Source organism: Pseudomonas sp. 10-1B, assembly GCF_000935045.1.
GTDB lineage: Bacteria > Pseudomonadota > Gammaproteobacteria > Pseudomonadales > Pseudomonadaceae > Aquipseudomonas.
The window spans coordinates 1-12,801 of record NZ_JYKS01000011.1 but is presented as its reverse complement, the minus strand read 5'-3'; the positions used below and the strand labels follow the sequence as shown (position 1 = coordinate 12,801).

Here is a 12,801-nt window from a genome sequence, read left to right as displayed (position 1 = left end):
CTTTCGAGCCTTGTGATGTACCTGTGGGAGCTGGCTTGCCGGCGATTGGGCTGCAAAGCAGCCCCAAATTTACTTGGCCGGCCCGGTCAATGGACAGTGCAACACCAGCCTGGCCCCACCCAACTCGCTCTCGCCAATCTCCAGCCCGAATCCATGCAGGTCGACGATCGCCGCTACGATCGACAACCCCAGCCCGAACCCCGCATGGCGGTGCCCTTCATCGCTGCGGTAGAACCGCTTCAGCACTGCGACACGTTCCTCTTCCGGAATGCCCGGCCCGCTGTCCTCGACTGCTACATGCAGGCCATTGTCGCCCTGTGTCGCGGTAATCCGAACCTGGCCACCCTCGGGGGTGAACTTGATAGCGTTGCCCACCAAGTTGGCCAGCGCCTCGAATAGCAGCTCGCGGTCACCATGCAATGCCGACAGTTGCGCTGGCTGCCGCAGCTCCAGGTGAATGCCGCCGTCTTCGGCCAGCGGCAGGTAGAAGTCGTGCAACTCTACCAGCAGGTCATGCGGGTCTAGTTGGACGAAGCCGGCACGGCGCTGGCGGTCTTCCAGCTCGCTGATGCGCAACAACCCGCGAAAACGTGCCATCAGGGTGTCGGTCTCGCCAATGGCCTGGTCAAGCGCCTCGGCCTGAGCCGAGTCGACGTCGCTTTGCTGGCGAATCCGGTAGAGCTGGGCGCGCAGGCGGGTCAGTGGGGTGCGCAGGTCGTGGGCAATGTTGTCGCACACGCCCTTGACCTCGTGCATCAGCCGCTCGATGCGGTCGAGCATGGCATTGACGATGGCCGCCAGCATGTCCAGCTCGTCACGCCGGGCCGATAGCGGCAGGCGGTGGGTCAGGTCGCCGGCGACGATCAGCTCGGCCTGGGCCTGGATAGCACGGATGCGCTTGAGCGGCCGGCGGCGCAGCAGGTACCAGCCGGCAAAACCCGGGATCAGCGTCAAGGAAATACCCCAGAGCAAGGCATCGAGAATGATCCGGGTCACCACGAACAGTGAGCCGTTATCGCGGAACAGCACCAGCCAGCGGCCATCCTGCACCTTGATCGCCACCGCATCGCAGCTGTTGCGGGGCATGCGTGGGTCGTCGGCATCCAGGCAGCGTTTCAGTTCATGGATCTTGCCGTCCAGCCGTAGCTCCGGGGGTAGGGCGCGGACGCTGCCGCTCAGCGGATTGAGCTGGGCGTCGAACAGGCCATAGGCGTCGAAACTGCGTTCTTCGAAGGCCTGGCTGGCAATCAGGGCGTCATCCAGTTGTTTGCCGCTCATGTGCGCGAACAGGTGCTGGCGCTGCAGCATGGAATGGCGGGTGAGTTTGTTCAGGTAGCTGGACACCTCGAAGTACAGCACCCCCATGAGGATGCTGCTCCAGGCTACGAACAGGAAACTGTACAGTGCCAGCAGGCGGCTGGTCGAGGAGCTCCAGCCCTTAGACGGGTTCAGCAATGGCATAGCCGGAGCCCCGTACCGTACGGATCAGCGGCGACTGGCCGGGAGAGTCGATTTTCTTGCGCAGGCGGCCGATGTGCACGTCGATCAGGTTGGTCCCCGGGTCGAAGTGGTAGCCCCAGACTTCCTCGAAAATCATCATCCGCGTGATCACCTGGCCGCTGTGACGCATCAGGTACTCCAGCAGCTTGTACTCGGTGGGCAGCAGGTTGAGGGTTTGCTCGCCGCGGCGCGCCTCGTGGCTGATCAGGTCCAGTTGCAGGTCGGCGACCTGCAGGCGGGTCTGGGTCATGGGCACGCTGTTGCGGCGCAGCAATACTTCGACCCGTGCGGCCATCTCGTCGGAAGCGAACGGCTTGGTCAGGTAGTCGTCACCCCCGGCACGCAGGCCGCGCACCCGCTCGTCGACGTCGGAGAGGGCGCTGATCATCAGGATCGGCGTGGCGATCTTGAGGCTGCGCAGGGTGGTGACGATGGTCAGCCCGTCGACCTCGGGCAGCATGCGGTCCAGGGTGATCAGGTCGTAGCCGCCGGCAATGGCCTTGGCCAGGCCTTCACGGCCATTGTCGGCCCAATCCACCTCCAGGCCGTGGCTGGTAAGTTCGGCGACGATTTCCTGGCCGGTGACGGCATCGTCTTCGATGGTCAGTACGCGAGGCATGCTGGTTCCTGGGCATCTAATGGAGATTCGATTGTGCCAAAGAATAGACAACCGGCGATTTAAGAAAAATTCATCTAGGGTGTTTTGCCTGTCAGGGCCCTATCGCCGGCAAGCCGGCTCCCACAGTGACCTGCAGGCCCCGAGGGCAGCGCAGTACCTGTGGGAGCCGGCTTGCCGGCGATAGGGCCCTGACAGGCAAATGCAGTGGCTCAGCGGGCGCCAATCCCTTCTGCATGCATGATCTGCGCAATGATCGGCACCGGGGTCATCAGGTGCGAGCGCATCATGGCGCTGGCGCGCTTGGCATCGCGGGCGAGGATCACCTCGACCAGCGCCGCATGCTCCTGGCGCTTGAGCTCCAGGGCCTGCTCGGAAAACACCGTCTGCGTCAGCCACAGGTGCCGGTAGCGTTCGGCCTGGTCGAACAGGTAGGTGCGCGCCTGCAGCAGGTGCTTGGAGCCGCAGCCCGAGGCAATTGCGGTGTGGAACGCCTTGTGCCGTTCGTCCCACACGTCCAGGCGCTGTTCGCGGGTTTTCACCTCCACCACCTTGGCCAGGGTATGCGAGTGGGCCAGCACCGAGGCCTCCCAGGCGTCGTCGCCACGTTCGATGGCCAGGGCGATGATCATTGCCTCCAAATTGGCGCGGGCATCGTAGATGTCGTTCATCTCCTCCAGCGACATAGGCGCCACGCGGTAGCCTTTCTGGCTGATCACGTTGACCAGGTGCTCGGCTACCAGTTGCGACAGCGCTTCGCGCAGCGGGCCCACGCCCAGATCGTAGCGCTCCTTCAGGGTGCTCATCAAAAGCTTTTCGCCGGGCTTGAACATGCCACGGATGATGTCCTTCTTGAGCCTCTCATACCCGCTGAATGCTGAATTTTGTCGGGGGGCGAGCGCTTCCAAGATCCTGTTCCTCAAACCGTTTTGTCGATCATACCGAAACCGGCTGTCGACGAAAAACAATGGACAAAACAAACTAATATCGTCGAACTACAAAAATGTAGACATTTTGTTTGAGTGGCGATATTTTTACTTCGCCCGCACTGCTTCAGGTCATGAGTGGGCGGCGCCATCCACCTCTTTTGCCAGGACACTGCCATGAACGCTTTTACGCAGATCGACGAACTTGTGATGCCACTGCCGCTCGAGCCGCGTGGTTACACCATCGCCCCTTCGAAACAGTCGCCGCGCCTGCTTGAACTGACCTTCGCCCGGGAAACCGTCGAAGCGTTCGTCCAGGCTGTCGCCCAGTGGCCGGTGCAGGCGCTGGAGTACAAGTCGTTCCTGCGTTTCCGTGTTGGCGAGATCCTGGACGACCTGTGCCAGGGCACCCTGCGCCCGGTATTGCTCAACACCATCCTCGACCGCGCCAGCGGCGGCATGCTGATCACCCCGCTGGGCCTGGATGACGTGAGCCAGGCCGAGGACATGGTCAAGTTCACCACCGCCTGCGCGCACCTGATCGGCCGCTCCAACTACGACGCCATGAGCGGCCAGTTCTATGCGCGCTTCGTGGTGGTCAACACCGACAACTCCGACAGCTACCTGCGCCAGCCGCACCGGGTCATGGAACTGCACAACGACGGCACTTTCGTGAACCAGATCACCGACTACGTGCTGATGCTGAAGATCGACGAGAAGAACATGGAAGGCGGTAACTCCCTGCTGCTGCACCTGGACGACTGGGAGCAGTGCGACGAGTTCTTCCGCCAGCCGATGGCCCGCCGCGAAATGCGCTGGACCGCGCCGCCGAGCAAGAAGGTTTCCGAGGATGTGTTCCACTCGGTGTTCGACACCGATGCTGAAGGCCGCCCGACCATGCGCTACATTGACCAGTTCGTGCAGCCGGAAAACTACGAGGAAGGTATCTGGCTGAACGCCTTGTCCGAATCGCTGGAAGGCAGCGACAAGAAGCTTTCGGTACCGGTGGGGGTGGGCAGCTTCCTGCTGATCAACAACCTGTTCTGGCTGCATGGCCGCGACCGTTTCACCCCGCACGAGGGCCTGCGCCGCGAACTGATGCGTCAGCGTGGTTATGTCGCCTTCCCCAAACCGCTGTACCAGCGCGGTCAATGATGACAGGGCGCGGGGCGCACGTCCGCCCACGCGTCTTTGCACAAAACGATGCCACCAGGGCCCGCGCGGGCCTTGGTGAGCCAGCCAGGCAATGCCTGCGTGTGAGGTAAGGCTGTGTACGATTTCATCATTATTGGCGGTGGCATTGTGGGCATGTCCACGGCCATGCACCTGATCAAGGTCTACCCGGAGGCGAAGATTCTCCTGCTGGAGAAGGAATCCGGCCCGGCCCGCCACCAGACCGGCCACAACAGCGGCGTGATCCACGCCGGCGTGTATTACACCCCCGGCAGCCTCAAGGCGCGCTTCTGCCTGGAGGGCAACAAGGCCACCAAGGCCTTCTGCACCCAGCAGGGCATCCGCTTCGATGAGTGCGGCAAGCTGCTGGTGGCCACCAACGATCTGGAAATGCAGCGCATGAAGGCGCTGTGGGAGCGCACTGCGGCCAATGGCCTGGAGCGCTACTGGCTGTCGGCGGCTGAACTGCGCGAACGTGAGCCCAATATCGTTGGCATGGGTGGCATCTTCGTGCCCTCCAGTGGCATCGTCAATTACGCCGAAGTCACCGCGGCCATGGGCGCCGAATTCCAGCGTGCCGGCGGCGAAATCCGCTATGGCGCCGAGGTGGTCGGCCTGCAGGAACAGGCCAGCGAAGTGATCGTGCGCACTCACGGCGATGAGTTCCGCAGCCGTTTCCTGGTGACCTGCTCGGGCCTCATGGCCGACCGCGTGGTCAGCATGCTCGGCCTGCGCACCGAGTTCGTCATCTGCCCGTTCCGTGGCGAGTACTACCTGCTGCCCAAGCAGCACAACCAGATCGTCAACCACCTGATCTATCCGATTCCCGACCCGTCCATGCCATTCCTGGGCGTGCACCTGACCCGCATGATCGACGGTACTGTCACCGTCGGCCCCAACGCCGTGCTGGCGATGAAGCGCGAGGGCTACCGCAAGACCGACGTCAGCGCCAGTGACCTGCTGCAGACCCTGACCACCCCCGGCATCCTCAAGGTGCTGGCGAAGAACTTGCGCCCGGGCCTGATCGAGATGAAGAACTCGCTGTTCAAGGGCGGTTACCTCAAGCAGGTGCAGAAGTACTGCCCGAGCATCACCAAGGCCGACCTCACGCCTTACCCGGCCGGCGTGCGGGCCCAGGCCGTATCGCGCGACGGCAAGCTGATCGACGACTTCCTGTTCGTCAACACCGCGCGCAGCGTCAACGTGTGCAACGCGCCGTCGCCGGCGGCCACCTCGGCCATCCCGATCGGCGCGTACATCGTCGACAAAGTGCGTGAGCAGGTCAGCCTGCAAGGGGGCAGCTTCCCCAAGGCCGATCGTGCTGCCAATCAGCGGGCGGCCAGTTGACCCGCCTGTAACACTCTCTGCGGTCTCGCTTTACTCAACCCGAACTGCCCTACTCACCATCTAGGGCAGGGCGGGCTTTTTCGCGCCTGCGTCGGTGACGTGCAGCCCGCGGGCATGACAAAAACAACAAGGTAGTGCCATGCAAACCCACAAGAACAATTTGAGTCATGGATTGAAATCCCGGCATGTGACCATGCTGTCCATTGCCGGTGTGATCGGCGCCGGCCTGTTCGTCGGCTCTGGTCGCGCCATCGCCGAAGCCGGGCCGGCCACTATCCTGGCCTATATCCTGGCGGGCGGCCTGGTCGTGCTGGTAATGCGCATGCTGGCGGAAATGGCCGTTGCTTCGCCGGATACCGGTTCGTTCTCCACCTATGCCGACCTTGCCATCGGCAAATGGGCCGGCTACACCATCGGCTGGCTGTACTGGTGGTTCTGGGTGCTGATCATCCCGATCGAGGCCAATATCGCCGCAACCATCATCAATTCCTGGGTGCCGCAGCTGGAGATCTGGGTGTTGTCGCTGGTGATCACCTTGCTGCTGACCGCCACCAACCTGTTCAGCGTAAAGAACTACGGCGAGTTCGAGTTCTGGCTGGCCCTGGTCAAGGTGGTGGCCATCGTCAGCTTCATCGCGCTTGGCGTTTGCGCCATTTTCGGCCTGTTGCCTGGTTCCGGTGTCAGCGGTGTTTCGCGCCTGTGGGATACCGGCGGCTTCATGCCCAACGGCTTTGGCGCGGTGCTCAGTGCCATGCTGATCACCATGTTCTCGTTCCTTGGCGCAGAGGTGGTGACTATCGCGGCTGCTGAGTCCGACCAAGCGGGCAAGCATATTTCCAAGGCTACCAACTCGGTGATCTGGCGGATCACCCTGTTCTATATCCTGTCGATCTTCATCGTCATCGCACTGGTGCCGTGGACTGACCCGCGCCTGGCTACCGAGGGCTCCTACGTCACCGTGCTGGACACCCTCGGCGTGCCAAATGCCAAGGCGATCATCGACTTCGTGGTACTGACTTCGGTGACCAGTTGCCTCAACTCGTCGCTGTACACGGCCTCGCGCATGGTCTATTCGCTGAGCCGTCGCGGTGATGCCCCGGCCTGTGCCCAGGTGACCAGCCGCAGTGGTACGCCGGTGGTGGCGGTGTTGCTGTCCACTGGGGCTGCGTTCCTGGCGGTGATCGCCAACTACCTGGTGCCGGCCAAGGTGTTCGGTTTTCTCATGGCCAGTTCGGGTGCGATTGCCTTGCTGGTTTACCTGGTGATCGCCGTTTCCCAATTGCGCTTGCGCCAGCGCCTGACCGCGCAAGGCAAGAGCCTGGGCTACCGCATGTGGCTGTTCCCGTGGCTGACCTGGGGCGTGATCCTGTTCATCAGTGGAGTGCTGGTGCTGATGCTGTTCCGTCCGGATCACCAGATTGAAGTGGTATCGACCATGGTGCTGGCGGTGCTGGTGGTATGTTCCGGCCTGCTGGTCACTAGGCGCCGAGCGCGTGGGTTGGCAGTGAGCGGTGCAGGGCAGGGCGCCTGAAACACGGCTTGTCGGCGAGTGGGCCAGTGCAGACAGGCAAGCAAGTCGCATCAGGCTGTGAGAGGATGTCCGCCAACATAGCCAGGACCCTGAACGCAGCCTGATGAAGACACCCAAAAGAATCGAACCCCTGATCGAGGACGGCCTGGTCGACGAAGTACTGCGGCCGTTGATGAGTGGCAAGGAAGCCGCCGTGTATGTGGTGCGCTGCGGTAGCCAGGTACGCTGCGCCAAGGTCTATAAAGAAGCCAACAAGCGTAGTTTCCGCCAGGCTGCCGAGTACCAGGAAGGCCGCAAGGTGCGCAACAGCCGTCAGGCCCGGGCCATGTCCAAGGGCAGCAAGTACGGCCGTAAAGAAGCCGAAGATGCCTGGCAGAACGCCGAAGTGGCGGCACTGTTCCGCCTGGCTGGCGCCGGTGTGCGGGTGCCCAGGCCCTACGACTTCCAGGACGGTGTGCTGTTGATGGAGCTGGTGACCGATGCCGACGGCGATGCGGCCCCGCGCCTGAACGACGTGCACCTCGAAGCCGAGGATGCCCGCGCGTTCCATGCCTTCGTCATTCGCCAGATCGTGCTGATGCTGTGTGCCGGGCTGGTGCATGGCGACCTGTCCGAGTTCAACGTGCTGCTTGGCCCTGACGGGCCGGTGATCATCGACTTGCCGCAAGCGGTGGATGCGGCGGCCAACAACCACGCTTTCAGCATGCTGCAACGTGATGTGGCCAACATGGCCCATTATTTCGGGCGTTTTGCGCCGGAACTGAAAAGTACCCGCTATGCGCAGGAGATGTGGGCGCTGTACGAGGCGGGCGAGCTGCGCCCGGACAGCCCGTTGACCGGGCTGTTCGAGGATGACGAGCATGACGCCGATGTGGCTGGGGTGCTGCGTGAAATCGATGCGGCGCGGCTGGATGATACGCGCCGGCGTGCTGCGCGGGCCGAGGCCGAGCATGGGCCGGCCAGGACAGAGGAGCCGACGCCGCCCTGGTTGCAGTGATGTATTGCCTGTACTGGCCTCTTCGCGGGTAAACCCGCTCCCACAGGTAACGCACAGCACCTGCGAGCTGAGCTGTTGGGAGCAACTGTCTTGTATTGCCTGCACTGGCCTCATCGCCGGCAAGCCGGCTCCCACAGGGACTGCACAGGGACTGCACAGGGCCTGAGGCGAATGCGGTCGAGGTGGGAGCTGGCTTGCCGGCGATGAGGCCAGCCCAATTGCTCCCAGAGTTGCAGCGTGTTGCGCGATCCCTGTGGGAGCGGGTTTACCCGCGAAGAGGCCGGCACAGGATAATCAGACCCCAGAACAGCCATTGCCATTGACGCAAGACATTATCTCGTCATTTGGCCTTTCCACTGGCGCGCGACAGGCATAAGGTATACGCCGTTCAAATTCCCTGGAGCTGTCATGTCCAACCAATTTCCGTCCGTTCGTCCCCGCCGCCTGCGCCAGAACGAGTCCCTGCGCACGATCTTCCAGGAAACCGAGTTCCGCCTTGAAGACCTGATCCTGCCGATCTTCGTCGAAGAGGGCATCGATGACTTCGTGCCGATCACCAGCATGCCGGGGGTCAACCGCATTCCCGAGAAGCTGCTGGCACAGGAAATCGAGCGCTATGCCCGTGCCGGTATCAAGTCGGTGATGACCTTCGGTGTGTCGCACAACTTGGACGCCACCGGTAGCGACACCTGGAACGAAAACGGCCTGGTCGCACGCATGTCGCGCATCTGCAAGGACACCGTGCCGGAAATGGTGGTGATGTCCGACACCTGCTTCTGCGAATACACCAGCCATGGCCACTGCGGGGTGCTGCACGACCATGGCGTGGACAACGATGCCACCCTGGCCAACCTGGGCAAGCAGGCGGTCATCGCCGCGGCCGCCGGTGCCGATTTCATCGCCCCGTCGGCGGCGATGGACGGCCAGGTTCAGGCCATCCGCAGCGCGCTCGATGCTGCCGGTTTCCACGACACCGCGATCATGGCTTATTCCACCAAGTTCGCCTCTTCGCTGTATGGCCCGTTCCGTGAAGCCGGTGGTACCGCGTTGAAGGGCGACCGCAAAAGCTACCAGATGAACCCGATGAACCGCCGCGAAGCCGTGCGCGAGTCGCTGCTTGACGAGCAGGAAGGGGCAGATGTACTGATGGTCAAGCCGGCCGGTGCCTACCTCGACGTGATCGCCGACATCCGCGCTGCGTCGCGCCTGCCGCTGGCCGCGTACCAGGTGAGTGGCGAGTACGCGATGATCAAGTTCGGCGGCCTGGCTGGCGCCATCGACGAAGGCCGGGTGGTGCGCGAGAGCATTGGTGCGATCAAGCGTGCCGGTGCCGACCTGATCCTGACCTACTTCGCCATGGACTTGGCCCGCGAAGGCATCTGATTTCAAAGGGCGCTGCTATCGCGGCGCATCGCCGGCAAGCCCCACAGGTACAGTGCCAACCTGTGAGGGCGGCGTTGCGCCGTTTGCCCAAGCACAAAAAATCAGTAAGCGCTGAATTATTTAGTGTCCCGTTGTATCTGATCCCTTAGAGCATTCATCGACAGGGAAACGGGTATGAAATCTCGCAAGAAAAGCGTCCAGCCAATCGGCCTGCAGGACATCACCATCGTCGACGACGCCAAGATGCGCAAAGCGATCACCGCTGCTGCGCTGGGCAACGCCATGGAGTGGTTCGACTTCGGCGTGTACGGCTTCGTCGCCTACGCCTTGGGCAAGGTGTTCTTCCCCAATGCGGACCCTGGCGTGCAGATGATCGCGGCGCTGGCCACCTTCTCGGTACCGTTCCTGATCCGCCCGTTGGGCGGGCTGTTCTTCGGCGCCTTGGGCGACCGCTTCGGGCGGCAGAAAATTCTTGCCGCGACCATCGTGATCATGTCGCTCAGCACCTTCGCCATCGGCCTGATACCGTCCTATGCCAGCATCGGCATCTGGGCACCGATCCTGTTGCTGTTGGCCAAGATGGCTCAAGGCTTCTCGGTGGGCGGCGAGTACACCGGCGCCTCGATCTTCGTCGCCGAATATGCGCCCGACCGCAAGCGTGGTTTTCTTGGCAGTTGGCTGGACTTCGGCTCGATCGCCGGCTTTGTCCTTGGCGCCGGTGTGGTGGTGCTGATTTCCACCCTGCTCGGTGAGGAGAAGTTTCTTGACTGGGGTTGGCGCCTGCCATTCTTCCTCGCCTTGCCGCTAGGCATCATCGGCCTCTACCTGCGCCACGCGCTCGAGGAAACCCCGGCGTTCCAGCAGCACGTCGAAAAGCTGGAGCAGGGCGATCGCGAAGGCCTGGCCTCGGGGCCCAAGGTGTCGTTCAGGGAGGTCGCCACCCAGCACTGGCGCAGCCTGGTGACCTGCGTCGGCGTGGTGATCGCCACCAACGTCACCTACTACATGCTGCTCACCTACATGCCCAGTTACCTGTCGCACAATCTGCATTACAGCGAAGACCATGGTGTGTTGATCATCATCGCCATCATGGTCGGCATGCTGTTCGTGCAACCGATGATCGGGCTGCTCAGCGACAAGTTCGGCCGCCGGCCGTTCATCATCGCCGGCAGCGTCGGGCTGTTCGCATTGGCCATCCCGGCGTTCATGCTGATCAACAGTGGCGTGCTGGTGGTGATCTTCGCCGGGCTGTTGATCATCGCCGTACTGCTGAACTTCTTCATCGGCGTGATGGCCTCGACGCTGCCAGCGATGTTTCCCACGCACATCCGCTACAGCGCCCTGGCCAGCGCATTCAATATTTCGGTGCTGATCGCCGGCCTTACCCCAACCATCGCCGCCTGGCTGGTGGAAAGCACCGGCAACCTGTACATGCCGGCGTATTACCTGATGGTGATCGCCGCCGTTGGCCTGGTCACCGGCCTGACCATGAAGGAAACCGCCAACAAGCCGCTGCGCGGCGCGGCACCGGCGGCGTCGGACATCGAGGAAGCACGTGAACTGCTGCAAGAGCACCACGACAACATCGAGCAGAAGATCGAGGACATCGATGCGCAGATCGCCGAGCTGGAGGCCAAGCGCAAGCTGTTGGTGCAGCAGCACCCACGCATCGAGTGATCAGCGCGGCATGTAGCCACGCTGCCAGGACAGCGGGATGAACCGCGACACCAGGGCCAGTACGCAGGCCAGCGCGCAACTGCCGGCCAGTGCCTGCAGGCCCAGGTGTTGCTGCAGCCAGGCACCCAAGGCAGCCCCCAGCAGCATGCCGGCCCAGGGCACCAGCTGAACCCGCCAGCCATTGCGCCGCTCACCCAGCAGCCAGCGCCCCAGGCCACGGCCGAAGCGCGACAAGGCGCCGGTGACGTAGGTCAGGCCGATGGGCAGGCCGTTCACTTGTTCCACCACGGCATTGATCATGCCCATGGCCAGGGTGGTGGCCAGTAGTGCCGGGAAGGTGACTGCCAGGGGCCACGTCGCGGCGAAGGCCAACAGTGCCGCGACTACCAGCAGTACAGGCCAGGCGCGGCGGCGGAAGCCGCGCGCCAGGAGCACGCCTAGGGCGTTGCCGGCCACGAAGCCCAGCACCGCGCCACTCAGGCGCAGCACCAGGGCCAGGTCCGCTTCACTGATGGCTACGGCCAGGCGCGTGGTGTTGCCGCTCATGAACGACACGAAGTCGCCCAGCGCCAGCAGGCCGATGGCATCGGTCATGCCAGCCAGTACCGACAGGCCGGCGACCAGGCCGAGGCCGACACGGCCACGCAGAATTTGCAGGCGCAGCCGCCTGGCCGTGCGTGCGGGGAGAGCGTTGGGCAGCATGGGCGGGCCTCAGGGCAGCAGTTTTTCGCGGGCCAGGGTACCTTTGATGGTGCGCTCCACCACATCGACCAGCACCATGGTCTGGTGGTCGACTTCGATGTTGAGCAAATCGCCGGCCTTGTAGTGGGCGAAGGTGGTCTGGCGCAGGGTTTCCGGGATCAGGTTGATGGTGACGACATTGTCCTCGACATCGGCGACGGTCAGGCTGCAGCCATTGACCCCGATGAAGCCGCGCGGGAACACGTACTTGCCCCACTCCGGTGGCATGCGGAACCTGATGAACGCGCCGGTTTTCTTGATCGACAGTTCGACGATCTCGGCGGTGGTGGCGATGTGGCCGGCCATCAGGTGGCCGCCGACTTCGGCGTTCATCTTTGCCGAACGCTCGATGTTGACGCCCTGGCCGGCCTTGAAGAAACGCAGGTTGGTGCGTTCGAGGGTGGCGGTCATGGCGTCGAACCTGACCTGGGTACCGTCGATTTCGGTGACCGACAGGCAGGTACCTTCGACACTGACGCTGGCGCCGATCTTCAACTCGTCGAGCAGTTCCGGGGTGAGGTCGATGGTGAACTGGTTGTGGCCCGGGTAGGTAGCCACATCAAGCAGAGGGCGGACGGCCTGGACGATGCCGGTGTACATGGAGTTGCTCCTGGGCACAGAAAAGAAAACTCCCGAACGCTATGCCCGTGGAGCGGCAAAAGCAAGACCGGCCTCTTCGCGGTGGATGACACGGGCAAGCCCTGATGCCAGTCAGTTAGCGCCATGGGGCTGCTGCGCAGCCCATCGCCGGCAAGCCAGCTCCCACAGGGATCGCGCAATTCCTGAATTTTGCGCGGTACCTGTGGCTTGCCGGCGATGAGGCCAGTCCAGTCAATACAAGACAGTTGCTCCCACAGGATGGACTGCCCCCAAAAAGTTGGACAGTTTAAGCTGCCGCCTGGGTCCTGTA

11 protein-coding genes are annotated in these 12,801 nt (G+C 62.8%); 6 read left to right on the top strand and 5 right to left on the bottom strand.

What is annotated here, in order from left to right:
• Window positions 1-69: 69 nt before the first annotated feature.
• From TZ03_RS07880 to csiR, 3 genes are all read right to left on the bottom strand, one after another.
• Window positions 70-1,461, bottom strand: coding sequence for a sensor histidine kinase (locus tag TZ03_RS07880; protein ID WP_051096797.1), 1,392 nt, complete (start codon window positions 1,459-1,461; stop codon window positions 70-72).
• A complete protein-coding gene (locus TZ03_RS07875; protein WP_025338946.1) occupies window positions 1,439-2,119 on the bottom strand; it encodes a response regulator transcription factor in 681 nt (226 codons plus the stop codon). The genes TZ03_RS07880 and TZ03_RS07875 overlap by 23 nt, the downstream gene beginning before the upstream one ends.
• A gap of 209 nt (window positions 2,120-2,328) precedes the next feature.
• A complete protein-coding gene (gene csiR, locus TZ03_RS07870) occupies window positions 2,329-3,024 on the bottom strand; it encodes a DNA-binding transcriptional regulator CsiR (RefSeq protein WP_051096794.1) in 696 nt (231 codons plus the stop codon).
• 195 nt (window positions 3,025-3,219) lie between these two features.
• On the opposite strand from csiR, the gene glaH reads away from it, so the two are divergent.
• From glaH to proP, 6 genes are all read left to right on the top strand, one after another.
• Entirely contained in the window at window positions 3,220-4,197 is a 978-nt protein-coding gene (gene glaH / locus TZ03_RS07865) for a glutarate dioxygenase GlaH (protein ID WP_051096792.1), read from the top strand.
• A 114-nt stretch (window positions 4,198-4,311) separates the two neighbouring features.
• Entirely contained in the window at window positions 4,312-5,562 is a 1,251-nt protein-coding gene (gene lhgO / locus TZ03_RS07860; RefSeq protein ID WP_051096790.1) for an L-2-hydroxyglutarate oxidase, read from the top strand.
• Between the two features lie 139 nt (window positions 5,563-5,701).
• Entirely contained in the window at window positions 5,702-7,093 is a 1,392-nt protein-coding gene (gene gabP / locus TZ03_RS07855) for a GABA permease (protein ID WP_051096787.1), read from the top strand.
• A gap of 103 nt (window positions 7,094-7,196) precedes the next feature.
• Entirely contained in the window at window positions 7,197-8,090 is an 894-nt protein-coding gene (locus tag TZ03_RS07850) for a PA4780 family RIO1-like protein kinase (RefSeq protein ID WP_051096785.1), read from the top strand.
• A gap of 408 nt (window positions 8,091-8,498) precedes the next feature.
• The gene (hemB, locus tag TZ03_RS07845; protein ID WP_051096783.1) at window positions 8,499-9,473 is read left to right on the top strand and encodes a porphobilinogen synthase; all 975 of its coding nucleotides are present in this window, start codon (window positions 8,499-8,501) and stop codon (window positions 9,471-9,473) included.
• A gap of 174 nt (window positions 9,474-9,647) precedes the next feature.
• Window positions 9,648-11,150 (top strand): glycine betaine/L-proline transporter ProP, encoded by a 1,503-nt coding sequence (gene proP / locus TZ03_RS07840; protein WP_051096781.1) that lies wholly within the window; start codon window positions 9,648-9,650, stop codon window positions 11,148-11,150.
• Here proP and TZ03_RS07835 read toward each other — a convergent pair whose 3' ends face one another.
• Both TZ03_RS07835 and TZ03_RS07830 read right to left on the bottom strand, forming a co-directional pair.
• Complete coding sequence (locus TZ03_RS07835) at window positions 11,151-11,852, bottom strand: YoaK family protein (protein ID WP_051096779.1); 702 nt, start codon at window positions 11,850-11,852, stop codon at window positions 11,151-11,153.
• A gap of 9 nt (window positions 11,853-11,861) precedes the next feature.
• Window positions 11,862-12,491, bottom strand: coding sequence for a riboflavin synthase (locus TZ03_RS07830; RefSeq protein WP_051096777.1), 630 nt, complete (start codon window positions 12,489-12,491; stop codon window positions 11,862-11,864).
• Window positions 12,492-12,801 lie beyond the last annotated feature (310 nt).

Coding starts and splice junctions, on each gene's coding strand:
- TZ03_RS07875 (WP_025338946.1), bottom strand. CDS start 2,119: ATGCCTCGCGTACTGACCATCGAAGACGATGCCGTCACCGGCCAGGAA.
- TZ03_RS07835 (WP_051096779.1), bottom strand. CDS start 11,852: ATGCTGCCCAACGCTCTCCCCGCACGCACGGCCAGGCGGCTGCGCCTG.
- TZ03_RS07850 (WP_051096785.1), top strand. CDS start 7,197: ATGAAGACACCCAAAAGAATCGAACCCCTGATCGAGGACGGCCTGGTC.
- TZ03_RS07880 (WP_051096797.1), bottom strand. CDS start 1,461: ATGCCATTGCTGAACCCGTCTAAGGGCTGGAGCTCCTCGACCAGCCGC.
- glaH (WP_051096792.1), top strand. CDS start 3,220: ATGAACGCTTTTACGCAGATCGACGAACTTGTGATGCCACTGCCGCTC.
- gabP (WP_051096787.1), top strand. CDS start 5,702: ATGCAAACCCACAAGAACAATTTGAGTCATGGATTGAAATCCCGGCAT.
- proP (WP_051096781.1), top strand. CDS start 9,648: ATGAAATCTCGCAAGAAAAGCGTCCAGCCAATCGGCCTGCAGGACATC.
- hemB (WP_051096783.1), top strand. CDS start 8,499: ATGTCCAACCAATTTCCGTCCGTTCGTCCCCGCCGCCTGCGCCAGAAC.
- TZ03_RS07830 (WP_051096777.1), bottom strand. CDS start 12,491: ATGTACACCGGCATCGTCCAGGCCGTCCGCCCTCTGCTTGATGTGGCT.